General features: G+C 33.3%; 15 protein-coding genes. 2 read left to right on the forward strand and 13 right to left on the reverse strand.

Features of this window, described 5'->3' with window-relative positions:
* Positions 1 to 48 precede the first annotated feature (48 nt).
* The gene (locus BM153_RS03660; protein ID WP_092870872.1) at positions 49 to 654 is read right to left on the reverse strand and encodes a DUF2284 domain-containing protein; all 606 of its coding nucleotides are present in this window, start codon (positions 652 to 654) and stop codon (positions 49 to 51) included.
* A gap of 158 nt (positions 655 to 812) precedes the next feature.
* On the opposite strand from BM153_RS03660, the gene BM153_RS03665 reads away from it, so the two are divergent.
* Positions 813 to 1,520: a 5'-methylthioadenosine/adenosylhomocysteine nucleosidase gene (locus BM153_RS03665; RefSeq protein WP_092870874.1), complete on the forward strand. Its 708-nt coding sequence runs from the start codon at positions 813 to 815 to the stop codon at positions 1,518 to 1,520.
* 53 nt (positions 1,521 to 1,573) lie between these two features.
* On the opposite strand, the gene BM153_RS03670 is transcribed toward BM153_RS03665, so the two are convergent.
* From BM153_RS03670 to BM153_RS03685, 4 genes are all read right to left on the reverse strand, one after another.
* Complete coding sequence (locus BM153_RS03670) at positions 1,574 to 3,082, reverse strand: L,D-transpeptidase family protein (protein WP_092870876.1); 1,509 nt, start codon at positions 3,080 to 3,082, stop codon at positions 1,574 to 1,576.
* Positions 3,079 to 3,315 carry a helix-turn-helix transcriptional regulator gene (locus BM153_RS03675; protein ID WP_092870878.1) on the reverse strand — a complete coding sequence of 79 codons (237 nt, stop codon included), beginning with the start codon at positions 3,313 to 3,315 and terminating at the stop codon, positions 3,079 to 3,081. Before BM153_RS03675 ends, BM153_RS03670 begins: the two co-directional genes overlap by 4 nt.
* A 165-nt stretch (positions 3,316 to 3,480) precedes the next feature.
* Positions 3,481 to 9,633, reverse strand: a complete 6,153-nt coding sequence (locus tag BM153_RS03680; RefSeq protein WP_092870880.1) for an EAL domain-containing protein — start codon at positions 9,631 to 9,633, stop codon at positions 3,481 to 3,483.
* 191 nt (positions 9,634 to 9,824) lie between these two features.
* The gene (locus BM153_RS03685; RefSeq protein ID WP_092870882.1) at positions 9,825 to 11,771 is read right to left on the reverse strand and encodes an oxidoreductase; all 1,947 of its coding nucleotides are present in this window, start codon (positions 11,769 to 11,771) and stop codon (positions 9,825 to 9,827) included.
* A 366-nt stretch (positions 11,772 to 12,137) separates the two neighbouring features.
* Here BM153_RS03685 and BM153_RS13650 point away from each other — a divergent pair, with 366 nt between their 5' ends.
* The gene (locus tag BM153_RS13650; RefSeq protein WP_177205566.1) at positions 12,138 to 12,302 is read left to right on the forward strand and encodes a hypothetical protein; all 165 of its coding nucleotides are present in this window, start codon (positions 12,138 to 12,140) and stop codon (positions 12,300 to 12,302) included.
* A gap of 83 nt (positions 12,303 to 12,385) precedes the next feature.
* Here BM153_RS13650 and BM153_RS03690 read toward each other — a convergent pair whose 3' ends face one another.
* From BM153_RS03690 to BM153_RS03725, 8 genes are all read right to left on the reverse strand, one after another.
* On the reverse strand, positions 12,386 to 12,652 hold the full coding sequence (locus BM153_RS03690) for a TIGR03905 family TSCPD domain-containing protein (protein WP_092870884.1): 267 nt from the start codon (positions 12,650 to 12,652) through the stop codon (positions 12,386 to 12,388).
* 155 nt (positions 12,653 to 12,807) lie between these two features.
* Positions 12,808 to 15,069 carry an FMN-binding protein gene (locus tag BM153_RS03695; protein ID WP_092870886.1) on the reverse strand — a complete coding sequence of 754 codons (2,262 nt, stop codon included), beginning with the start codon at positions 15,067 to 15,069 and terminating at the stop codon, positions 12,808 to 12,810.
* A 179-nt stretch (positions 15,070 to 15,248) separates the two neighbouring features.
* A complete protein-coding gene (locus BM153_RS03700; RefSeq protein WP_092870888.1) occupies positions 15,249 to 15,554 on the reverse strand; it encodes a hypothetical protein in 306 nt (101 codons plus the stop codon).
* Between the two features lie 52 nt (positions 15,555 to 15,606).
* Positions 15,607 to 16,842, reverse strand: coding sequence for a hypothetical protein (locus BM153_RS03705; RefSeq protein WP_092870890.1), 1,236 nt, complete (start codon positions 16,840 to 16,842; stop codon positions 15,607 to 15,609).
* Entirely contained in the window at positions 16,832 to 18,568 is a 1,737-nt protein-coding gene (locus BM153_RS03710) for an MBL fold metallo-hydrolase (RefSeq protein ID WP_092870892.1), read from the reverse strand. The genes BM153_RS03705 and BM153_RS03710 overlap by 11 nt, the downstream gene beginning before the upstream one ends.
* Before the next feature lie 23 nt (positions 18,569 to 18,591).
* The gene (locus tag BM153_RS03715) at positions 18,592 to 20,130 is read right to left on the reverse strand and encodes a hypothetical protein (protein WP_092870894.1); all 1,539 of its coding nucleotides are present in this window, start codon (positions 20,128 to 20,130) and stop codon (positions 18,592 to 18,594) included.
* Between the two features lie 151 nt (positions 20,131 to 20,281).
* Positions 20,282 to 22,048, reverse strand: coding sequence for an Hsp70 family protein (locus BM153_RS03720; RefSeq protein ID WP_092870896.1), 1,767 nt, complete (start codon positions 22,046 to 22,048; stop codon positions 20,282 to 20,284).
* Positions 22,049 to 22,190: 142 nt separating this feature from the next.
* Complete coding sequence (locus BM153_RS03725) at positions 22,191 to 24,641, reverse strand: beta-glucosidase (RefSeq protein ID WP_242949067.1); 2,451 nt, start codon at positions 24,639 to 24,641, stop codon at positions 22,191 to 22,193.
* Between the last annotated feature and the right edge of the window lie 27 nt (positions 24,642 to 24,668).

Raw genomic sequence — 24,668 nt, forward strand, 5'->3', positions numbered from 1 at the left:
ACATAAAAACTGCCAACACTTTATATATCGGTAATACAAAAAAATCTTTTATTCATCTTCTTTTCCAAATAATACCATTGTAAAATATACAACCGTAGTTCCATCATAAGAAGATGTTAGCCCCAAATCCTCTAATACCTGCACCAAAAGTATTCCATGGCTTTCCGCTGTCATTAATCTTTCTTTTGGATGTCTACAAGGTTCTTTTGGACAGGTACATTCATCACAAATTGTACATCCTGATGAAAGTATATATATTGGTGGATTTGAATCCTCATCCAAAGACTGTTCTTCTAGGTCAAAATGGTTTAAGAGTTTCTTTCTAAAATCCCTGGTAAGGCTTTCATGCTCTTTTTTCATAAAAAGACATGCCTGATAATTCATGGAATCAGAAACCTCCCAGACTGTGGAAAATACCATGAATTGTTTGTATTTTCCTATTCTTTTTATATTATCGTCTATTGTGCCGGCATGAGGGGGACATGCCCAGCTTTTATTGTATCTGACACAGTCAGTTTCGCACACTGTAAATATTTTATCTGAGAAAGGTATGTCTTTTGCATCACCATAGGCATATTCGCAAATAGGATACTCAACTATCAATTCTTCAAGAAAGTTTTTTACTTTTTCCACATCTAAATAATCCTTACCCATACAAGCCTCCAAAAGTCATTTTTTTCATTTTAACATATTTATCTGTTTTACCAAACACTTAAGAAAAACCCAGCTTATACCTTCAGAAAAAATTCTTGTAATAGGTTAAGCTCATAAGATAAAATATCTATATAAATATATTTGGGAGGAATAATTTTATGAGTAAAAATATTATTGGTATTGTAGCTGCTATGGAGTCTGAAATTGAGCTTATCAAAGAAGCTGTGAAGCTTGATTCAAAGAAAACAATGGCGCAAATGGAATTTTGTATAGGTAGTATTTTTGATAAGAATGTGGTGGTGGTTCAATGCGGTATCGGAAAAGTAAATGCTTCCATAGCTACCCAGCTTTTAATAAATGAGTTTAATGCCTCTTATATTATAAATGTAGGCTGTGCCGGAAATCTTAACAATTTAATCGGAATAGGCGATTTCGTTGTTTCTAACAAGGTTGCCCAGCATGATTATGATGCAAGTGCCGTAGGGTTTAAACCGGGAGAAATTCCTTATACAAATAAAGTCTTTTTTGAAGCTGATGAAAAACTTATTAGTCTGGCATCAGATTCCATAAAAAATGTGGCTGCCTACAGAAAATTAATTGTAGGACAGGTTGTTTCCGGAGACCAGTTTATTGAGCAAAAAAGCCAAAAAGATCTAATTATGAAAAACTATCCTGATGCTGACTGTGTGGAAATGGAAGGTGGCAGCGTAGGACAAACCTGCTACTTAAATAATATACCTTTTGTGGTTATAAGAGCCATGTCCGATAATTCCGACAGCAGTAGTGATTTTGCAAAATATCAGGAAAAAGTTGTTAAAGAAGGTGCTAAAGTAGTAATTGATATGGTCAAAAATATGTCCTTATAAAAAAAATTCCCGTAGATTTAAGTCTACGGGAATTTTTTTTATTATATTTTTTCCTATTCTAACGGACAACCCTTTGAGTAATATACTATTACCGGTGTTCCTTTTTCTACAAGACTGTAAATTCTTGCTACAGATGACATTGAAAGATTTATACAGCCATGGGAACCGTTTCCTGTCATATATCTGTCTCCACCGAAAGAAGACTGCCAGGTGGCATCATGCATTCCTATTCCAATATCTGTTATAAACGGAAGCCAGTAAGATACTTTTGTTTCGTATTCATAACTACCATCCGGTCTTCTATCACCTTTAAGGACATGATCTCTTTCCTTCCATGCAACTTTATAGATTCCTGTAGGAGTATATCTTTCCTTTACCATGGCTCCGGATACAATATCTGTTTCAAATACCAGATTAGAAGATTTGTACACCCAAAGATGCTGACTGCTTATGTCTATTTCTACATAATCATAACCATATCCGTTGTTTTCCAGGGTAAAAGGAGCTACTCCCCATACAGGCTGTCTTTCTGTTACGGTACCTGATTTAAGCTCTGAAAGCATTTGTGAAACTTCAGAAGCTTTATCAATCCACCATCCGCAATCAGAACTGTATCCCCTTACGGTAAAGCCGATATTTATATCTCCACTACTAGAAGTCTTAAAGGTATGTTTTTGAACTTTTGCCTTCATCTGGGTAATATATTCATCCGCTTTTGAATCTATATTGGCTTCATCATAGGTATATGCACCATTCTCATCAACCATAAGCCAGTCAATAGTAGTTGCCTTGTCCAAAACTTCATTTCCTCCAGGAAGGTCATAGGTGATGGATGCGCTTGTAAAGGTATTTATTAAAGATAATGTGGAGGTAAGTCCTTCATCATCTTTATATACGCTAGGTGTTGCGTAGGCATTTTCAACATCTTCAATGTTTATGGTTGCAAGTGAATTTGAAACAGCCTCCTTTGCGGCATTTATTACTGTTTCAGTGTCCAATTGATTTCCATAGGTTTCTTCTGCGATTTCAAAATTCCCGTCTTTATTGGAAACATAGGCATTTGTAGGCGGAATCATATTTTCTGCCTTCATGGTATCATAGGAATTTAAAAGATTTGTAAGCATTTCCTCATTGTAAACCATATCAACACTTATTTCGTTTTTATTGCCGGTAATATAATTTGCAGGCCATGAAAAGATATTTTGTTCTTCTAAGGCATTTGTAACTTCTTTAACATGTTCATATCTGTAATCAATATCTGATGAACTGATAGTATCTGTTACTCCACCTCTGAAATTTATGGTTATGCTGTATTTTTTTGCATCTGCTTTTAATTCATTTTCTGCTTCCTCAAGGGTCATGCCACTAACATCTATATTATTTATCATGGTTCCCTTGAAAAAATGTGTGTTGTAATCAATAGCTATTTTTAAATAAACACCTGCAATTACAACAACTATAACCCCCAAAATAATCATGGCAATTCTAAAAGCTTTTTTATGGGAAGATTTTTTCCCAGGCATTTCATTATTAATACTTCCCTCTACTGTATTTTCCCTCATTTCAACGTTCCCTCACCTTTTTTTATTTCATCAAGACTGTTTTCTTCTAAGCAAAACAACTCCTCCATGCTAATATCCAATACTCTGGATATTTTGTAGGCCAAAAGAAGACATGGATTAAAATCTCCTTTTTCAATAGAAATTATGGACCTGCTAGTTACATTACAATCCTTTGCTAGCTGCTTTTGAGTCATTTTCTTCTTATTTCTGTATTCTTTTAATTTATTCTTCATTTTCTCCTCCACTTGAACAAGATTTCATCTGAAGCTTTGTTCACTTTATCGCTAAATCGCAATAATGTCAATACTAAAATAAGAGGTAATTTTTACTATTTTTATTATAACAAAAAAACATTAAAAAAAGTTTTCTGAAATGTTTAATTTTTTCAGAAAACTTTTTTAAGAATTGTTTTTTATATGAGGTGCTCTTTCATCTTTATCTATAATCACCATATAAAATATTGAGCCAAAATATTGATTATGTACAAATCTTCCATTATCACAAACATGTTTAACTTTTCCGTTTTTGGTTCTTATTCTATAATCAACATAAACCAAATCCGTTGTTCCTGAATTTATCTGATTCCAGATATTTAGTTTTGTTTCTTCATAATCCTCAGAATCTACCACACCTTTAAAATGGCCTTTTGTAAACTCCATAAATTCATCAAAGGATTCACATTCAAAAAGCTTTACCATACAATCATTGGCATATAATATTTTTTCTTCACCTTTAGCCCTATATACCAAAACAGCTCCCGGCATATTTAACATCATATCATTGGTTGCAAATCTTAACTGCTCCCGGTTTATTTTTTCAATCTCATCTGAATACATATTGCAACCATGTTTTAAGGAGGAGCGCTTTCCATAATAAAGAGCAGCTCCCGCTTTTGCAAACAATGCAGTATAGGTAAGAGCCTGTTTAGGATAAAGGGCATAACCTATAGAAACTGAAAATACATATTCCCTGTCATTATAAATAAAGCTTTGTTTTTCCCTCCATAAGTTTTTGATTTTTTCTGCTACTTCTTCAATATTTACATCTTTTAGGAAAATGTAAAATTCATCTCCCACATTTCTTCCCAAAATTGCCCCCTTGTCAAAGTATTTAACAAGTTTTTTAGAAAACTCCACTAAAGTCATGTCACCTGCACGAAGTCCCAGAAGATCATTCATCATCTTAAAATTATCAATGTCTATAATTACCGCTACTGATGAAGTATCAGGATTTTTTTCAATATATTCTCTTATGTATATATCAAGTCCCTTTTTATTTAACAGTCCTGTTACGGGATCGTGACAGCTTTCATATTTTAACAACCTGTATTCCTGTCTTGCAATAATTTTAGAAGAAATGAAACTTGCCACTGTTTCCAATACCTTTCTTACATCAAAGGTTTCATATAATTCAAAATTATCTGCTGCAAGATAGCCTATAATCTTATCATTATTAAAAAGTGGCACTGCCAGAATACAGCTTATATTTTCATAAATCATATCATGGTAGTTTTTCTTATCAAATTCTTCTAACTCCCCGGCATCAGTTATAAGAACCACATTTTCTCTATAGGACAGATAATCCCAGGTTGCAAAATAATCACTTGAAAGATTGGTGAAAATACCTTTTTTGGATGAAACACCTTCATCACACCATTCATAGATATTATGCTGGTTTTGCTCTCCCTTTTCTATAACATATATTCTGTCTGCGCAAATAAACTGACTGATTTTTTCAAGAGTAAGATTCATTACTTTTTCATAATCTTCCTCGCCGTTTAAAGTTTCTACAACCTTTAGGATAACATCCCCAGTAGTCCAATCTTTTTTTACCTGCTCATAACTTTCTACATATCTGTCCACTTTGGCAAAAGTCATTGCCACATATCCCTTTATGGAAAGTGGTTCAGCACTCATTTCCAGCCAGTGGTTAATTTCCTTGCTGTAAATATGTATGTAATATTTCTTTTTTCCTCTAATAGCTGTATCATAAACAATCTTAAACCAGGATACATCTCCCCCCTTAAAGACCTCAAGGTAAGTATGTCCAATAAAATCTTTGCTGCTTTTTTCGCACAATTTACAAAACCATTCATTAACAAATATAAATTTTACATCTGTTATAATATCTTTTTCTTCATCATATAAAGGCTTGTAAATTGCATAAGCGATAGGTATATCCTTATAAAGATCCATTTTACACAGGACACTATTAATAATTTTTTTGTTATCATAATCATCGCAAACCTGCAAAACTGTGTCATCAAGTTGTAATGCATCTTTAGTTTGAGAGTCCTTATAACCTATTTTATCCTGCTGTATAACCATTTCTTCCCTGTCAAACCGCATCTTTGATGCAAGAAAATAGCTGACGGATTCAAGATATTTTTTTATATCGATTTCACCTGAATTTCTACAATCACAAAAGCCCACCAGGCCTATTATCTTTCCTTTACTCATTATAAGAGCTGTCACAAATCCGGATACATCTCTTTCTTTTAAATAGTCATAAAAATCTGGAAATTCTTTTTTTAGTTGTTCAATATTTTCCACAACTGCAATACTATTCTTTGTAAGGCTTTTTATTATTTCTACATACTCACAATTAATGCTTTCATTTACGCATTTTAGCTCTTCCTTTATCCATACAAAAAAGTCAGCAGATTTTTCTTCTATATTTTTTATAACAAAAGAAATATCACTGTTAGAAACTTTTCCCATCATTTCCACAGTTTGATTTATGGCACTGATAATGTCATCCTCGCCATCAAGTATTTTTGCTATTTCAATAATGGCATCATTTGTTGCAGTATCCCCGTAAAATGGCTGCTGTTTTTTTCTCTCCTCATCAATGACATCACAAATAACACTGCAGGCTCCTGATATGGATGAAGGTGCCGCAGTCATGCTTACCCAGTGATTTGTAGAACCGTCATATATCTTTAAGTGGATATATTCTCCTTTAGAAGCACGATAGGTAAGTTCAACCCATTTAAAATCTGATTTAGGGAAGAGCTCCATATATCCCTTTCCTATAAGATTGCTTCTGCTTTTACCTGTCATTTGACAATATACCCGGTTGGCAAAAATAAACACCATATCCTTAACTTTTTCACCATTCATTTTGGGATATACAACCAGATAAGGAACCGGCAAATCCTTATATTGATCCGGCAATATTACTTCATAATTATTCAGTCCATTCCAGCCACCCTGACCAAATTTATGCCTTCTGTTGGCAATGTCTATTACATTTTGAAAATCGTCTGCTTCTGAACCTGCTGCCGTACCGTAACTTACATGTAACTGACAGTTCTTTCCTTCTATACTTCTTATACTTTCAATTTCTTCTTTACACCTGTTTAAAAGGTTATAAACCTTATCAAAATCAATATTTCTGGCACATGCTGAAAACATGGCACCGGCATTTCTTGAAATTACTGCAATATCTCCAAAGAAGTCTTTTATTATTCTGGCAATTTCACATAAAAGTTCATCACCTGATTTTTGTCCGTAATTTTTGTTAAATTCATCATAGCCGGATACGGAAATGGATACATAAATATAGTTTTCATCATTAATGGTGTAATTATTATCCAGTTCCATTAAAGTTACCATAAATCCCTGGGCATTCATAAGCCCTGTAACTGTATCCTTTACTACTTCATCCCTAAGACATTTTTGCCCACAGATTTCTTCTTCAACATCTACAAAATAGCCCACCAGACCTATTATTTTATTGTCCTTATATATTGGAAATTTGTTGGCAATTATATTATGAGCAATGCCGTCAACAACATTTGTATTTGCTGCTACACGAATAATATCACCTTTAGTAAGAACTCTTAATTCATCATTTTTAAAAGGAGTATCGTTTAAATGCCACCCCATATCTTCGTCAGTCTTGCCTAAAATATCATATTTTGACTTAAAGCCATAATAATCATAAAATGCCCTGCTGGCACCAAGAAATCTTCTTTCTTTATCTTTCCAGAAAAACTTTAAATTTCCGAAATCCATTAAAGAAAGCCATATATAATTTCCCAAATCCCGGCTTTCGTCTACTTTTAAATAATTGTAGTCAATAATCCTTTTTATGACTGCAGCCTTATCCTTTTGACTTTCTATGGCAGATTCTTTTACTCCAACTAATATACATTGCCACTCATCATCTTTTTTAATGTCAACAATGATAATTTCGTCCCAATGATATGAACCGTCATCTCTTTTTATACAAAAAATTTCTGAGAAAAATCCTTTTCCGGTTTCTTTAGCCTTCTTTAAAATGTATTCCTTGGAACAAAACTCTCTCCATCTTTCAATATCATCTTCATAAATTCCCTTAGGCAGATAATTTTTATAAAACTCGTGCACTCCTTGTACCACATCACCTTCATTTTCCCCGGGAACATCAGAAATGATGACTGTTCTTGTGTCATTTTCAAAATCTATTATATAAACGCTATTGTAAACAGACATAAAAGTCCTGATAACAGCATCTCTTTCAAAATTTCTCTTTTGTTCTTCATAAACCCTGCCATCAACAGATACTTCCATCATATAGCCTTCGCTAGATTGTGCAACTATCTGCAGTGATAAATTATAGTATTGACTGTCACTTACCAAAGTCATATTTTCTCTTTTTTTGGTATTAAGAACTTTCTCTACTAAGACCATAAAATGAGAGTCAATAATGCTATCATCCGGGTTTAGTTTTCCTTCTTTTAAAATATCAATCTTTTCACCGTTTCTTGAAATTTCTCTTTGAAAACTGTCTGTTACATATATAATTTTAAATTTCTTTTCCTTGTCATAAAAGGCAAGGGCAATAGGACTGTTTTTTGCAATATCCACAAGACCTGTCTTTTGATACAAGGCAGAAATTTCCCTACTTTCAAATTCAATATTATTCTTTTTGATATGTTCTACCACTTCTGCCAAAGGCATGGGTTTTCCAAAATAATATCCCTGTAATCTTTCGCAACCTATGCTTTTTAAGAATTCAAAGTGATCTTTAGTTTCTACTCCTTCTGCGAGAGTATGAATAGTAAGGGATTTAGCCATACGAACTGCCATTGTCACAATGGTTTTGGATTTTTCATTTACATTTTTCAAAAAATCCATATCAAGTTTTATTTCATCAAATTCGAAGTCCTTTAATACATTTAATGAAGAATAACCACTTCCAAAGTCATCCATCCAGACTTCAAATCCCTCTTTGTGAAAACGATCTATAATTTCTTTGATGAAACCGGTATCCGTCATAAGAGCGGTTTCCGTAATTTCTATACAAATTAATTCTCTTCTGACATTATGGCTGTCACAGGTCTTACATAAGAATTCTACCAGATCACAATACAAAAAATCAGAACGGGAAAAGTTTACAGATACCGGAACTATAGGAAGTCCCTGTCTAATGCGTCCCTGAAGCATGCTAACAACCCTGCTTACTATGTACATATCAAGTTTATAGGAAAGACCGTTTTCCTCTAAAACAGGAATAAAATCTCCCGGAGAAATCATACCTCTTTCAGGATCTATCCATCTTGCCAAAGCTTCGAAATTACACAATCTTTTGGTGAGGGTACGAAAAACCGGCTGATAATAAGGCTCTATCCATGCCTTTGAAATAGCCTCATCTATGTGATTTAATATATACTCTCTTCTTGACAAATGTTCTGAAATTTTTTCATCGTACCATACCATACTGCTAGCGGAAGAATTATTAATGGTGTCCGATGCCTGCTTTGCTCTGTCACAGGCAGCTTCTGCGCTGATATTTGGTTCACATTCCGAAATACCTACTCTTATATAAACCTCAACTCCGGATATACATTCTTCCACTCTTTTATTAATAGTCTTTATTGTATCTTCTATTCCGTCTTTTTTTGCAACTGAATAAAAATGGTCTTCACCAAATCTTCCACAATGCTTATTTCCATAAAACTCAGATAAAATATCTGCAAATCGGCATAACAACCTGTCTCCCTCATCCATTCCAAATTTGGAATTAAAGCCTTTCATATCTACAATATCAAATGCCACAACCACAATTTTATAACCTTTTTCAAGGGCATTTTGCTTTTCTTTGTTAGCCTGTTGCAAAAAGAATTTTCTATTTGGCAAACCGGTGAGGGGATCTATTTTTACATGAGCAGCCGAAACGAATACATAAAAAATAGCACCATCTACAGGGTCGTTACTGAATCTTCCATAATCTTCTATATATTTTACATTTCCCTTTTTGGTTATTATCCTGTAATGAGCCTGAACAAAAAAATCCTCTGATTCATAAATTTGGGCATAAAGACTTTTTTCTACATAGTCATAATCATCAGGGTGAACTATTCCCTTAAATGAGCCACCTGTGAATTCTTTAAACTCTTCTTCATTTTCGCATTCAAAAATGTCAAAAAGATCCTGATTGGCATAAAGAATCTCCTCCTTGTCCCAATCAGCTTTATACACAAAGAATCCTCCCGGCATACTGATAAGGCCATTAGAAAAATATTTTTTTCCATTGTCCGCATCAAAAAACCTGTTTTTACTCATAAGTCTCTTCCTCAAATCAATAAACCAATTCACATTTTACAAAGTCTTGCACCTCTCCACTTATCTTATCGGCAAATGACCTGTTTCCATGAATAAAAGTATCTATAATGCTTTTTTTCTGACAAAAAAAGACCCTTTAAATGATTTTTTTTAATCTTTTAAAGAGTCTTTAAAGTCAATTTTTTTATATATTATTTTAATTCTAAAGCAGCTTTATAGCCTGTTTCCAAAGCCTGTCTGATTCTACCAGACTTGGCAGCATCACCAATAACACAAACTTTGTCAAATTCTTTTTTGAATTCTTCTACAAAACCTGTATCAGGTTTTGTTCCCAGGGCAACTACAAAAGAATCAGCCTTATATTCTTCTTCTTTTCCTGTAGTTGTATCTTTAAAGGTAGCTGTGTCTTTATTAATGGACAACAACTGATGTTTCGGATGCATTGCTACATTGCCAAGTCTTGAAAGAACATCTATAAGGTTCTGGAAGAAAAGTCCCGGTCCAATGTCATCAGCCATTTCAAATATTTCAATATCATTATTTTGATTTTTAAGAAATTCAGCTGTTTCAATACCGGTCATACCTGAACCTATAACTGCCACCTTCTGGTTTTGTAATTTAGCCTTACCGGTAAGAATCTCTACAGGATCATAAACATTGTCCCCATCAAGTCCACTAATAGATGCAGGCATTACTGGAAGTGATCCTAAAGCCACAAATACGGCATAAGGATTGATTTCTTTAACGCTTTGTGGTGTTGCTTTTGTATTTAATCTTACTTCAACACCAAGTTTTTCCAGCTGATTTACCTGATAATCTATAAGATAATCTATTTTTTCTTTTTTAGGTGGTTTATTGGCATAATTAAGCTGTCCACCAAGTTTATCTTTTTCTTCAAATAAAACTACCTTAAAATCTCTTTTTGCAAGGATTCTGGCAGCTTCCATACCTGCTGGTCCTCCACCAACTATGGCTACTACTCTTCTTTCGCCGTCTTTAGCCGGTTCAGGATACTCAAGCTCAGCTCCACCACGAACATTGATATTACATTTCTGGTTAGGTCCTGTCATAAGAGTTTCCATACAGTAAAGACAAGATATACATTTTCTTATATCTTTAACATTGCCTTCTTTTGCCTTGTTAGCCCAGTAAGCATCAGCATAAAACTGTCTTGCTGAACCCATCAGGTCAATAACACCGTCTTCTATAAGCTTATTTACATATTCAGGGTCTCTAAGAACTGAAGTAGCAATAACCGGAATTGAAACATTTTCTTTAATGGTTTTTGGATTAATATTTTTCCATCCCTGATCGAATCCGCTTGGCTCCCATGCAGTATTCATTGTCTCATAATTTCCAGAAGAAATATCTAAAGCATCTACTCCTAATTTTTCAAGTTCTTTACAATAATAAATTGTATCCTCTAAAGTGATACCTTCACCCGGTTTTCCCGCTGTTTCCATGTATTCATTAGCACTAAGTCTTACAAGTAAAGGAAAATCTCCACATTCTTTTTTGATTCCTTCTACAATTTCTCTTAAGAACTGGAATCTCTTTTCTCTTGTTCCACCATATTTGTCAGTTCTAAGATTTGTATATGGTGATAAGAACTGTGTAATAAGATATCCATGAGCTCCATGTACTTCTACTGCGTCACATCCTGCCTTTTTAACTCTTACAGCAGCGTCTACAAATTTCTGAACCATGTCTTCCACTTCTTCAAGGGTCATGGCACGAGTTGGCTGATGAACACATTGACATTCAGTCTGGCTTGGGGCCAACATAATACCGCCGTTAATAGCCGCAATACCCTGTCTTCCAGGATGATAAATCTGAACACAAAGCTTTTTGCCGTATTTGTGAATTTCATCTGCCATCTTTTGTAATCCCGGTATAACCTCATCAATACCCGTTACTATTTCGTTCTGATTTCCAAGGCCAGTCTTAGGGTCAACCGCAGTACATTCGGTAATAATAAGTCCTGTTCCTCCTTTAGCTCTTTCTGCATAAAAAGCTATATCCTTATCAGAAACAGTTCCATCTCCATTTGCCAGCAAATTTCCCATAGCTGTAAACACCGTTCTGTTGTCAACAGTCATGGTTCCGATTTTTACACTTGAAAATAATGCATCAAACATAAATTCCTGTTCTCCTTCCTTATCTTAATATATGAATTAATATTTATTTGGATACTGTATTAAATCCTCATTGCTTGATTATACTTTAAAACGAGGGGGGATTATTTGTCAGATTACCATAAATTTACATAGTTTTTTTATACCATAGAACAAATTTATAATTAGTTTATCGTACAAAATACATTTATTATACATATAAAAAAAGATTAAATATTTAACTTCTCATATAAACGTTTGGTTAATTTTCATTATTTTACTATGTAATCTATTGCTATTTTTGTACAATTTCTATATATTATAATCTAAGCTAGGATAGGTTAAAAATAAAAATATATAAACAAATTACGAGAAATTGGAGTGATAAAAATGTTAAGAGAAATAATAGATGATACTATGGATGACGACTTTAATGTGTCAGAAGAGTCTTTGAAAAAAATAAGTGAAGTCGGAGATTCAAACAGTTCTTCCAATAAAAATGTGACTGAAAATATAAACGGAAGTCTAAATATTAAATCGAATAAAAGTTTTTAATTCATTTCTTCATACAACGCAGTAAATGTGCAGGTTCTTATGGTAATATCCTTAAGGCCTGCACATTAGTATTTTCCATTTATTTAAGCCTTAGCTTCTAACTGCATTAAGGCCTTTTCAACTCCTCTTGCAAGTTGGTCGGCACAGGAGGTATTTTTTCCTCCACAATCATTTCCTTTAAGAAGCATTACTGCTCTTTTAGCATCTGTTCCTTCTAAAATTTTTCCTATAGCTGCTAAATTTCCGGGACATCCTCCATGAAAATTAATATTGTGAAGTTTTCCATCTTCTATTGAAAAATCAATCTGACTAGAGCAGATTCCCTTTGTTTTTACGCTAAAATTTTCCATAAAATATTTTCCTTTCTACTACAGTTAAACAAGTCCGTTTCTAATTATAGCAATTTAAGTAAACTTGGCAAGACTTTTTAGGGCAAAAAAAGGGAAGCCACCTAAGTTTAAAAAGGTGCTTCCCTTCAATGTCTTTATTTAACTTAGAATATTAATTATTTTTTTGTTGTTACAGATTTTGTCTTTGACCAGCTACTGTAATATTTCTTTCCATTTACAGTCTTATAAGTTCTAATCTGCACATAGTATTTCTTTTTGGAAATAGCATTTATCTTCTTTGAAGTTATAGTATTTTTATTAATTGTTGCTAATTTAGCTTTTTTCATATTTTTGTCTGTTGAATATCTTATCTGATATCCGCTTGCCTTCTTTGAATTAAATGCCTTCCATTTTACTATGAAAGCCTTCTTTTCAGCAGTAATTTTTGAAATAGCTGTATTACTTGGATTAATGGTAAAGGTTAAGGTTTTAGTAAAGTTATAATTATTCTTTCCTTTTACTACAACAATTGCCTTTCCAACATTAGTATTGTTTTTATATGTTACCGTATAGTTGGATTTTGAAATAGTTTTTTTCTTACTATCTTTAATAACTATAGACGGTTTAAGGGCTCTTCCTGTATATACAAGACTTGTTTTGTTTAATTGTACTGTTTTTGCTGCGTAGATTTTTTCTGTTTTTTCAACATCACCGCAAGAACAGATATATTTAATTTCTCCGTCTTTTGTTAAAGTAGCTTTTTTTACAACTTTTTCATAGTCATGAACATGGACATCTAAAACAAAATTAAATCCTTCATCAACAACCTTTTTACCATTTTCTACATATGAAGCTCTTGTCCATTTATTTAATGTAAATGGTACATTAAATGTAGCTGTCAAAGCGTTATCATCCTGGTCAGTATAAACAGTGTCACCAACCATTATGGATTCAGCCACTTTAGCATCTGTTTCTGAAGATAATACAAGCTCTACAGTATTTACCTTATTTTGGGCTGTAACTTTTCCAAATGTAACTACTAAATCTTTTTTGCTTTCAACTTCATCTTCTGTATTTTCTTCTGGTTCACTAAAATCAGGTGCGGTAATATATTCTGCATCAACAGGTGTATATGTTCCGTCTTTTAAAACCCTGTCATCTACTTTACGCAGATATTTACTTCCAAAATAGATTTGTCTGTTAAACCAGTTTCCGCTTCCTGAAGCGAAGTTTACAAAGTCAAGATTCTTATCAAGAGATGTTATAATAACATTTTTAAATAAACTTCCCGGATTTTTATATCCATAATCAAAATCCTCCGGATAATACCAGGATGTTTCTCCAGCTTTTATTGCATCATCTTCACTTCCTGTATAGATATATGGATAAGAAGACTGTCTTTGCTGAATAACAAAATCAGCTTTCATAATCCCCTTTTCCACTTTAAGAACTACAGGCTCATAATCGATTGAAAGACTGTCACCTTCTGCAAATGTTGTATAAACACCGTCTTCAGGAACTACATCTGGTGTAGCAGGTTCAGCATATATAGTTGGTTCTGGGTCATCTTTGTCACCTGTTTTTGCTCTTTCAACAGCATCTTCAACAGCTTCAATAATAGCTTTTGATGTGATAGTAGCACCTGTTACAACATCTACTCCATCTACACCGTTATGGGCAATAACCTGTTCTTCTATACCTGTTTCTACTACATCTTCTGCTGTCTTTGGTGTTTCAGGGTCTATGTAATAATATCCCGGATTAGTAACTACATGACCATCCATAGCCCAGATAAGGTAGTTTCTATCACTTCCGGAAGCTGCTACATTTACTCCGTCTGTATAATCAACAGCCACAATCTTTCCATCTTTAATGGTGGTTGTTACATTAAAGCTGTATGGATTTTTAGGATAACTAAACACTCTTCCGTCTGAATATTTAGGGTTTTTAAGATCCATTGGGATTGTTACATTTTTTGTATAATATCCGTCTGTATAAGTTTCGACACGACCACTTTTATCAACTGCCAAAGTTAATGTATATTCTACATCACTAGTCTTTGACATAGCTACTGTTGTAGCTACAATAGCTGTTTCACCGTTTGCATTTACAGGGATAACAAATATACTTCCATCAGTATTTGATGTAGGAGCATAATCTGTATCAGAAACTTTTACATTTGTATATTTCGTACTGGAAAATTTGATAGTTGCGAAAGCTTCACCGTTTTTTATCTCAACCTGACTACAGGTAATGGTAACCTTACCGCTTCCACCTGAAAAAGAAAAATTAGTTGGAGTGTAAATACCATCCTGCAAAGTAGCATTCTGGGTATTTTCAACCACTCCGGTTTCCATTGCCATTGTATTATATGCTGGCGAAAGAATGATTCCGGCTGATAATACAAGTGCTGTAACTTTTTTTAATACTTTTTTCATTGCTTTTCCTCCTTGCAATATTAATATTAAGTTAATACGTGAAAATGAGTGTATCACAGTTCACATTTTATGTAAATGCCCATACCCATAGGGGCATTTATACACTCAATATAAGAAAAACTATTTGTTTTTAGATATTATAGAGAAATATTTATCATTTTTTAAGATGCCAAAAATAATCAATCTATCTCCAAATTAACTTCTTCTTCGCTTAAAAGATCTTTATTTACCTTAAAATCTATTCCTTTTTCAAGATTTAGGTCTGTAGAAAGTAAATCACTATCAAGTTTAGTAAAGTCCTGTTCACTTTCGGGACAATCGTATTTTTCTATTTCTTTTACCTTTTCAACTTCATAAGGCTCTAAAGATTTTGCACTGTCAAGCTTTGGTGTTGGCATAACTGCAGGAACTGATTCTATTGTTTTATGTTTATTTTTATGCACTATGGTTTTTCTTTTGTTTATTTCATTTTCTTTATTAGTCATAATAATCCTCCGATAAATCTGCCCTTATATAAATAACCAGATTAAATGACTGTCAAAATATTTTTAAGGGAAAATAATGGCATATTACACCGGCACAAATAAACCAGACCATTATCACAGCTATTAATATTGATATTATATATAACTTTTCTGAAAATTCATGTTTTGAGGGAGCTATATCATCAGGTTCAAGAAAATTCCCAAAAATGCTGTCATCAAAGGCTTCTTCATCATAATACACATCCATTACCTCCTCAGGCTTAAGCTCTTTTAAGTCTTCTTCCTTTGGAAAATCAATTATATTAACAATATTAATGTCTGAATTTTTGATTTCTTTTTCTTTCATTTCTATTTTTCTTTCATCCAGTTTTTTATTGCCCTGCTCTTTTTTTGAGACCTTGGCATCTTCTATAAAGCTTTTACAAACCTTTCCATAACACTTAGGATAATTTTTTTCTAAAATCAATAATTCATCTTTAATATCTGATTTTGTATTGCTGCCAATAAATATATCTTTTTGTTTTTTGATAATATTGTTAAGATTATTTTTGTCTATTATATCATTTGAGAAGGATAAAAGTATAAATATAATTTTTTTCAATTCCTTTTTTATACTGTCATCTCTTTTCAAAAGCTTGTATTCAAGCTTAGCTTCATAATCACGACTTGTTCTTCCATAAAGAGCTTTAAAGGTTTTTTCCCCCTCTTTATAAAATAAATATGAATTTTTTCGGATACTTTCTATGCGACTTACAATGCCTTCTGCATCTATTATCATAAGACCATTCAATTCATTTTTCTTTTTTGAAGAAAAATTTGCAGACAAAAAAATTCTTATGGCAGGATGAAAATCTCCGTTTTCAATGGTTTTTATAATCTGTTTTCCCAGCATATAAAGACCGGAAGGATTATTTTTTTCAAGTCCCAATCCCTGATATATTTTATCCAATTCCTTAAATAAGACTAGATTTTCCTCCCTGGCACAAAAAACCATAAATTCCAGCAATATTTGTGCTATTTCTTTTTTATTATCTTCTCTTTTACTTATGGCAGTTAATTTATATAGTAATTTAATGCAGATTCCCGCGGAGACATCAGAATTAATCAGATAAGCTGTTCTAAGGCTTTCACAGTAATATCTGACTTTATCAAGTTCATTATCCGTAGTATCAATCAGTTTTTTTAAAACCTTAAGGGCATTTAAAAAATCTCCGTTTTCTTCAATGGAAAACCTTATTTTCTTTACTTCTTCAACTGAATCCACCATAGCCCCACCTTTAAATTTCATCCATAACAATTCCCCTGCCATGAACATATATCACTGTATCCGGATTAATGGTTTCAACTGTTTCTATCAGTTCTAAATATCCTGCATGGGCAGAAAGGGAAATATCTTCAAAATGTATTTCATCATACTGCCTGTTTTTGATAACATTTAGCATACCCTGACTTTCATTGATATAACCAACCTTCATAATGCATACATTTTCTCTTTCTAAGAGTCGTTCCACATATTTTGCAGCTGTAGAGCCCGGTTGCATCATACCGGAGCTTGCCAAAATCACATCATTATTGTCAATTTTTCCATCAATGTCACGAATTCCATTGCAGGAATTAACTCTTCCGTTTAAAATATCTCTTTTGGAATCAATTATCTTTTTATATAATTTTGTAACCTTTATAGAAAGACCGTCAATCATTATATTGTAGCCGCCCTTTCTTACAGTTTCAGCCAAAAGTATTGCTGTTTCCTGGGTTCTTCCCACAGCAAAACAAGGAATGAATATTTTATTGCCGTATTTTAAATACTTTTCACAAAGAGAAATGAATATTTTTTCATAACTTTCCAGTGTCAACATATCTGTTTTATCGCCATAGGTGGTTTCCATAAGAAGAACATCAACTTTTGTCTTGTTTTTTGTAATATCTTTAAGATCAAGACCTCTTACAGTACACTGATCTGACAGGGAAAAATCACCTGTATATATAATTCTTTTTTTATCTTTCCAGTTTATATCAAATAAAACAGAACCTAAAATATGTCCATTAGGGATAAACTGTATCCAGATATCATCAAATTCCAGATATGAATAGGCTTCAACAAACTGTATATTATTAAATCTTACATCATTGGTAACACATTTTATAATTCTTCCTGTTTCCTCTGTCATAAACACCTTTGTTTTTTTTAGTTCACTTAAACTTCCATAGTGATCTAAATGAGCATGAGATACCAGAGCAAAATCCACATGTTGTATATTTAATCTGTTTAAAATACTCCTTACAGGTATGTTCATCACCCTGCCCTGTGACATTTCACTTCCACAATCAAGTATTATTGTGCAATCTTTGTCCCTTAAAATATGCATGGATGCAGCTACATTTTTAGGCTTATAACTGTATATTTCAAGATCATTTTCCATATAGACAAGTTCTATTCCATACTCGTCCCCGTCACTAATCTGAAAATTATAATCAGTGTAGTATTGCCATTTTTCCGATTTCACGCTAAGCCCCTGTAATTCTTTTTGACTTCCCCTATCCCACACTTTATTTAATAATGGATAATCCTTAGACAGATTTTTAAAAAGTTCTGTGTTTTGTATGCTTTCTGACATGCCATCATAGATTAATTCCACTACTTGTACGATTTTAGACTCAAAATACTCGTTGAAAATATCCCAATAATAGTCACTTATTTCCATATCTTTAAAATACAGGGAATAAATAGCAGCATGTTTCCAGTAAATATTAAATTGTTTAAAGCTTTGAAACCAGTCACCCTCATGCTTTTTATAGCATTTGTATGCCCTTTTATAAAGCCCCAGTTCCATCATTGACATCATAAGATAAAATTCACATTGAAAAAAATCTGTCCGATACCTTTCAGACAAGTAATAAACCAGCTCAAATTCTTTGTTTTCATAATATGTGCATAACATATCCGGGATGTCACTGATATCATAATCTACAAAATATTTTCTTTCAATTTCTTCTATATCTTCAACAACCATATTACTTCTTGAACCCTTTCTTTTCAGTTCGGAGCCATAATCTCCTTGCTTAATAATATGCTCTTAGATCTTTGTACTACTTTTATGTCATCAGAATTTTTGTAAATACTAAATACTGTATCCTCTACCAAAGCATTCCAGTTATGAGAAACGATATCCATCATGGATATAACCACTGATACTTCAAGAGGAAATACATTTGAATCTTTAGAATATACCTTTAATATCTCACAGATATATCTCAAAAGATTTACAGGTATTAGGTAAGATATTTCTCTGCTCCAGAACATTTGCAGGTTTTTTGTCATTTTTATAATGCCCTGTCTGTCTTCTGTGGATATTAATTTTATATATCTAAGATATAATCTTCTTTGGAATTCCTTTAAAACCTCATGTTTCGAATTAAAATCCGCCATTTTTAATAAAAAAAACAAATCCGATAAATTATACTCCTTTTTTTCTACAAAAAAATCGATTATTTCTTCCATTGATTCCCCATCCATCAATATCATAAGAGCAACCAAAACCGGATAATTGTTTAATTCTAAACCCGGTACATACAAATCACTTATTATACTCTCTGCCTCCTTATAGCCTTTGCTTCCTAATATTCCAAGGGAGATAACAGCATTATTGTAAGTTCTCTTTTTTAATTTACTAATATTAGCTAAAATAGTTCTTAAAAATTCCCCCGCCTCTGGTCTGGAAAACCTACTTAGATAACATGCTTCTTCGTCGAACTTTTTATAACAAAAAGTCATAAATTCTATAAAAGCCTCTTCGTCATTTACGGATTTTTCAGCAAGACTTCGCATATAATCCATGTCTCCCACATTCACCCTGACTACTCCATTATCTAAAAGAAGCTGATTGATGGCATTTTGCCCGGCTTTACTCATGGGACGAGTTTTTTTGTATTCTGTCAAAAATAAAAGCACCTTGGAAAATTTTCTAAAATCCCTTATTTCCCCATTAAATTTTTTAACTATAAGCCTGTCTTCTTCATTTGTTCCTATATTTGATATTATTTTCAAGGCCCTTTCAAGATTTTTTTGGGTTTTTACTTTCATTATTGCATTAAAAACATGGGACTTAAGATCCTTTGATTTTGCAAATTTTTCTAAGATAAGATCCATTAACAGGTCATTTTCACCAAGAAATCCGCACACTTCTATAACAACTTTTAACTGGGGTATCCAGCTCCATTTATTAATAATATGTATCAATATATCTGTGGTGTCTTTTTCGTGAAACTTGCAGATATTAAAAATTTCTTTAGCAAGAATCTCTATCATGTTGTTGTCATTGGACAGCCTTAAATTAATTATTTTGGAGGCATAAAGCATACATTCCACAGGATTAAAACCCTCTTTTAACATACGATTTTCAATTTTGTTAATGTCAACCTGTAAATGTTTCTTGGAATTTTCGGTTATTACATCTAGTCTGTATGCATCAAAGATTTTACACATGTCTTTAAGGTCTTCCTCCTTAAATTGCCAGATAAACAAACAGTTGTCCTTAAGTTTATTATCATTATCCAATAAATTTAATCCATTCACTTTTCTTCTCCCATCTTTATCTCAAATGTTTCCTCGTAAAGCGGACATTCGGAATCCGCTTCGCTACTTCCTCATGAACGCAGTGGCACTTTGTGCCACCTGTCAGAAGGGGCTTTAACCCCTTCTGACACTAGTAAGCTTATACCCCCGCTTAAAGCTTACGCTTTTGAAGCGGGGGATTGCTTACACTGCGTTCAATCTTTAAATCACTGTCTATATACATCTCAAGAACCTGTTCTTTCTCATCATGTATAACTATTGTAATTTCTATGGCCTTATTGGAATTTATTTTATATTTAATATCAAAAGGAGTACCACTAGACACCGGATACTTAAATTTCTTTTCAAAGCTTTTTTGAATTCTCATGGAGGAATCATATTGATCTTGTCCTGTATAAATATTTAATTTTATCCCTGAAGGAGATGTAGTTTTATACTCATTTAAAATTTCCGATTCAAAAGGCACTTCCGTTTTTCTTGGAATAATTACCTTTGGAAGACCCTGTTGCATATCAAGCATTATGGCTTCTGCCATCATCATATTGTCTTCCATTTTTCTTTTCTTCTTTCTGTTTTTTTTCGTTTTTATTTCTTTTTTTAAGTCTATTTCTTCTTCAAACTCATTTTCTATATCAAGATTTTTAAATCCGTCTTCAATAACATGGCCAACTTCCTTTCTTTCCATTGTATTAAAAAAAGGATAAAGGGAGGCTCCCCTGGCTACGATTTCCATTGGATCTTTTGGAACAATAATCTCACATCCAAGATATTCCTTAAGTTTATCCTGAACCGTCTTAAGCTGACTCATGCCCCCTGTGGCAAAAACATAGTCTATAGAATTTTTGTCAATAGCATAATCATCCAAAGTCTTTCTTATTACACCAATGATATTTTTATGCTGTTCCATTTCCTCACATTTTTTATAATTGACATTTTCATCATTGTAAAAGTCCCTGGTATATTCATCATATTTAGCCTTTGTCATACGAATTCTATATGTTTCCCCCTCAAAAAAAGAAGTTATGACATGTCTTATTTCAAGTTTTTCCGGATCAATATTTTCATCTGCCAAAGTAGCCGCTTCTATTTTTGCGGAAATTTTTTCCTTTATAACCTCTGCTGCAGAACGAAGCTTTAAGAACAATTCCATAATCTCATCCTTACTAAGCTCCCTGTTTACCTTTTTTTCCATAAAATCATTTAAAAGTCCCACTGCAAACCTGTCATCAAAGTCCATTCCACCAAGTTCCTGATATATCCCGATTCCTATTTCCTTAAAATTTATTTCGTCGTCCCGAATAATAACATCAATTATAGATGTATCGCAGGTTCCACCTCCAAGATCAAAAACCATTATTCTTTTTTCAGTTGAAAAATCCAAAATATCATCTTCAATGATATTTTCTGAATTATCATACAAATATGCTAAAAGTGCCGCAACAGGTTCATGTTTTATAGCAATATTTACTTCATCAAAACCTGCAAGTTTAGCTGCTGCTAAAATATCGCTTATCTGTTCGGGACCAAAAGAGGCTGGAACAGTTAATACAACCAATTCGTAGTCTACATCCTCTTCTTTATCTATATTTATCTTGCAATGCTTCAAAATCATACCTAAAATATCTTTGGGTTCGTAATCTCTCCCACCAATATTCCATTTTTTTACTGTACCTGCAAATTGCTTGGGATTAAAAATAACCCTGTTTTTATAGACAGTTTTATATTTTTTTGCCTCTTTTCCCACTACGATGCCCATATTGCCAAAAAAAACCGCAGAAGGAAGCATAGGAAATTTTTCCCAACTGTCGTTAAAGATCTGACCCATTTGTATAACCTTTGTTATCAATTTGTCATCACTGTCTGCATATGTATAGGCCACCACCGTATTATTGGTTCCCAAATCGATTCCCAGATACATTTGACTCCTCCTTGCAATATTTACTCTTACTAAATATCCTATTGTATTTATCGTTTTTATTTGTTATCCGTTAATGATTTTTTTAGATTTTTTCCAAAAGAAAAAAGCCCTTGTAAATGAGGTGACCCCCAAAACAAAGGCTTTATTTTCTCTTTTTAAGAAGACGCTCTACTTTTTTATTTTTCTTGTGATTTTTCAAATGCTCTTTAATTAGTCTGAAACTACCCTTAAATAAATTTCCATTTACTACTTCCAAAATGGCATGAGCCATGTTCATGTCAATTGCTCCACCGGACATTTTGGCCATTGCCCTAAAGGGCATATTATAAATAAATAATGTATTTAAGTCAGGATTATTATTTCTTTGTGCCTTAATCATTTTGTTTACCAGAAATCTGTGAAACATTCTTGCATATACGCTTTGTGCTTTATCCATTTGACTAAGGGCATCATTGATATCCAGTTTTCTTCTGTGCTTTTTATGATTATGCTTTTTATTTATAACAATTCCTTTGCCATTTTCCCTTGTCATAAGGGCATTAAAGCTTTTATCGCTGATTTTTTTAATATGAGCTTTGTAATAAGGCAAAAGAGTCGGATTTTTTTCAGGAAATGTCTGACTTGTTCCCTTTACATAATACAAAGCAGAAAGTCTTATATCCTCTACACTGGCTCCAATGTAAAACTGGTAATAGCCTTCTTCTATTTCCCAGGAAGAAGTAGCACTGTTCCAGTATCTAAAAGCTTTATCATCAAGCTTTATAGTAACTGTTTTTGACTGACCTGCTTCTAAAAACACCTTGGAAAAACCTTTTAACTCCTTTAATGGTCTGAAAATTTCTGAATCAGAAAGTCCTATATAAAGCTGGGAAATTTCCGCTCCTGAATATTTTCCCGTATTTGTAAGTGTAAAGCTTACTTTATCATGACTTATTTTAAGGTTTGAATATTCAAATTCTGTATAGGAAAGGCCAAATCCGAAGGGAAATAACAGGTCTTTTTTTGCCCTGTCATAATATCTGTAACCCACAAATATGCTCTCTTTATATTCACAATCTCTTCCTTTGGCATGCCAATAGGAGGCTGCCGGAGAATCACAATATCTTTTGGCATAACTTTCGTTTAATTTCCCTGAAGGATTTATCTGACCGCACAAAACCTTAAGAATGGCTTTTGCACTGTTTTGTCCACCCAGATAGGTATGAATAAGCCCCTGACATTTATCAAGCCAGGGCATTTTTACAGCTGAACCGGCACTTAGTATGCCAACTACAGGCTTATTAGTCATAAAAAGTTTATTTAAAAGAGAAATCTGGTTTTCAGGAATTCCTAAGGTTTTCCTGTCCATTCCCTCTATTTCACTGGATTCATCAAGCCCGAAAAAATACAGCAATACATCAGATTTTTCTGCCAGCTTTAAAGCCTCATTTTCATTATTAACATCCACAAGACTGCATCTTTGATATCCCCTTTTTATTCCGGTACATTCAGGAAAATAATTGTAAACCACATCTTTTATGCTTTCTAGCTTTGTAGCATTTACCTTAGAAGATCCTGCCCCCTGATAACGAGGTAAAATTGCAAAATCTCCTATTACTGCAACTTTTGTCTCTTTTTTTAGAGGCAATATATTATCCTTGTTTTTTAACAGGACAATGCTTTCTTCTAAGACCTTTCCGGCAAGTTCATTGTGGGAGTTTATAAGCTCTTTTGAAAGCTTGGGACTTGTTGATTTTTCCTCTTTATTTTTAAAATCTGTAAGATGATAAATGGCATGTAATAATTCTTCAACTCTTTCATCTATCTCTTCTTCAATAATTTTTCCGATTTTAAGTCCTTCTAACAAAGCTCTTGCCGAATCAAAACCGGGACATGGCATTTCTACTGTAGAACCTGCTTTTACCCCTGAAATATGGTCATTTGAACCGCCCCAGTCAGTTACAACCATACCCTTGTATTTCCATTCTCCCCTTAAAATATCTCTTAATAAATGGGCATTTTCATTGGCATAGACACCGTTCACCTCGTTATAACTGGTCATTATGCAATGGGCATTTCCTTCTTTAATTGCAATTTCAAAGGCTGTTAAATAAATTTCTCTTAAGGCTCTTTCATCCACCACGGAATTTTTTGCCATTCTCTGATTTTCCTGATTATTTACGGCAAAATGTTTTGGACAGGCAAATACCTTTTGGGATTGTACTCCCCTTACAAAAGCTGCTGCCATTTTACCCGAAAGGTAAGGATCTTCTGAAAAATATTCAAAATTTCTACCACAAAGAGGGCTTCTTTTTATGTTAAGTCCCGGAGCCAATAAAACATTTACTCCTAAAGCCTTAGCCTCTTGGCCCAAGGCCTTTCCAACTTCGAAAGACAATTCGGTATTCCAACTATTTGCCAATGTTGCCAAAGTAGGAAAGCAGGTAGATGGAAGAGAATCATTAAGTCCTAAATGATCTCCTTTTCCTGCCTGCTTTCTTACTCCGTTTGGTCCGTCACTAAAGGTGATGGATGGTATATTTAATGCGGGTATCTCATGGGTTTCCCAGGAGTTTTTCCCACTAAGAATGACCGCTTTTTCCAAAACGGTCATCCTCTTTATTATTTTTTTTATTTTTTT

The organism is Acetitomaculum ruminis DSM 5522, from assembly GCF_900112085.1.
Lineage (GTDB): Bacteria > Bacillota > Clostridia > Lachnospirales > Lachnospiraceae > Acetitomaculum > Acetitomaculum ruminis.

Bases quoted from the DNA above. Each gene is read 5' to 3' on its own strand.
- BM153_RS03675 (WP_092870878.1), bottom strand. From the start codon at position 3,315: ATGAAGAATAAATTAAAAGAATACAGAAATAAGAAGAAAATGACTCAA.
- BM153_RS03695 (WP_092870886.1), bottom strand. From the start codon at position 15,069: ATGAAAAAAGTATTAAAAAAAGTTACAGCACTTGTATTATCAGCCGGA.
- BM153_RS03680 (WP_092870880.1), bottom strand. From the start codon at position 9,633: ATGAGTAAAAACAGGTTTTTTGATGCGGACAATGGAAAAAAATATTTT.
- BM153_RS03710 (WP_092870892.1), bottom strand. From the start codon at position 18,568: ATGGTTGTTGAAGATATAGAAGAAATTGAAAGAAAATATTTTGTAGAT.
- BM153_RS03685 (WP_092870882.1), bottom strand. From the start codon at position 11,771: ATGTTTGATGCATTATTTTCAAGTGTAAAAATCGGAACCATGACTGTT.
- BM153_RS03700 (WP_092870888.1), bottom strand. From the start codon at position 15,554: ATGACTAATAAAGAAAATGAAATAAACAAAAGAAAAACCATAGTGCAT.
- BM153_RS03665 (WP_092870874.1), top strand. From the start codon at position 813: ATGAGTAAAAATATTATTGGTATTGTAGCTGCTATGGAGTCTGAAATT.
- BM153_RS03660 (WP_092870872.1), bottom strand. From the start codon at position 654: ATGGGTAAGGATTATTTAGATGTGGAAAAAGTAAAAAACTTTCTTGAA.
- BM153_RS03725 (WP_242949067.1), bottom strand. From the start codon at position 24,641: ATGACCGTTTTGGAAAAAGCGGTCATTCTTAGTGGGAAAAACTCCTGG.
- BM153_RS03670 (WP_092870876.1), bottom strand. From the start codon at position 3,082: ATGAGGGAAAATACAGTAGAGGGAAGTATTAATAATGAAATGCCTGGG.
- BM153_RS13650 (WP_177205566.1), top strand. From the start codon at position 12,138: ATGTTAAGAGAAATAATAGATGATACTATGGATGACGACTTTAATGTG.
- BM153_RS03705 (WP_092870890.1), bottom strand. From the start codon at position 16,842: ATGAAATTTAAAGGTGGGGCTATGGTGGATTCAGTTGAAGAAGTAAAG.
- BM153_RS03720 (WP_092870896.1), bottom strand. From the start codon at position 22,048: ATGTATCTGGGAATCGATTTGGGAACCAATAATACGGTGGTGGCCTAT.
- BM153_RS03690 (WP_092870884.1), bottom strand. From the start codon at position 12,652: ATGGAAAATTTTAGCGTAAAAACAAAGGGAATCTGCTCTAGTCAGATT.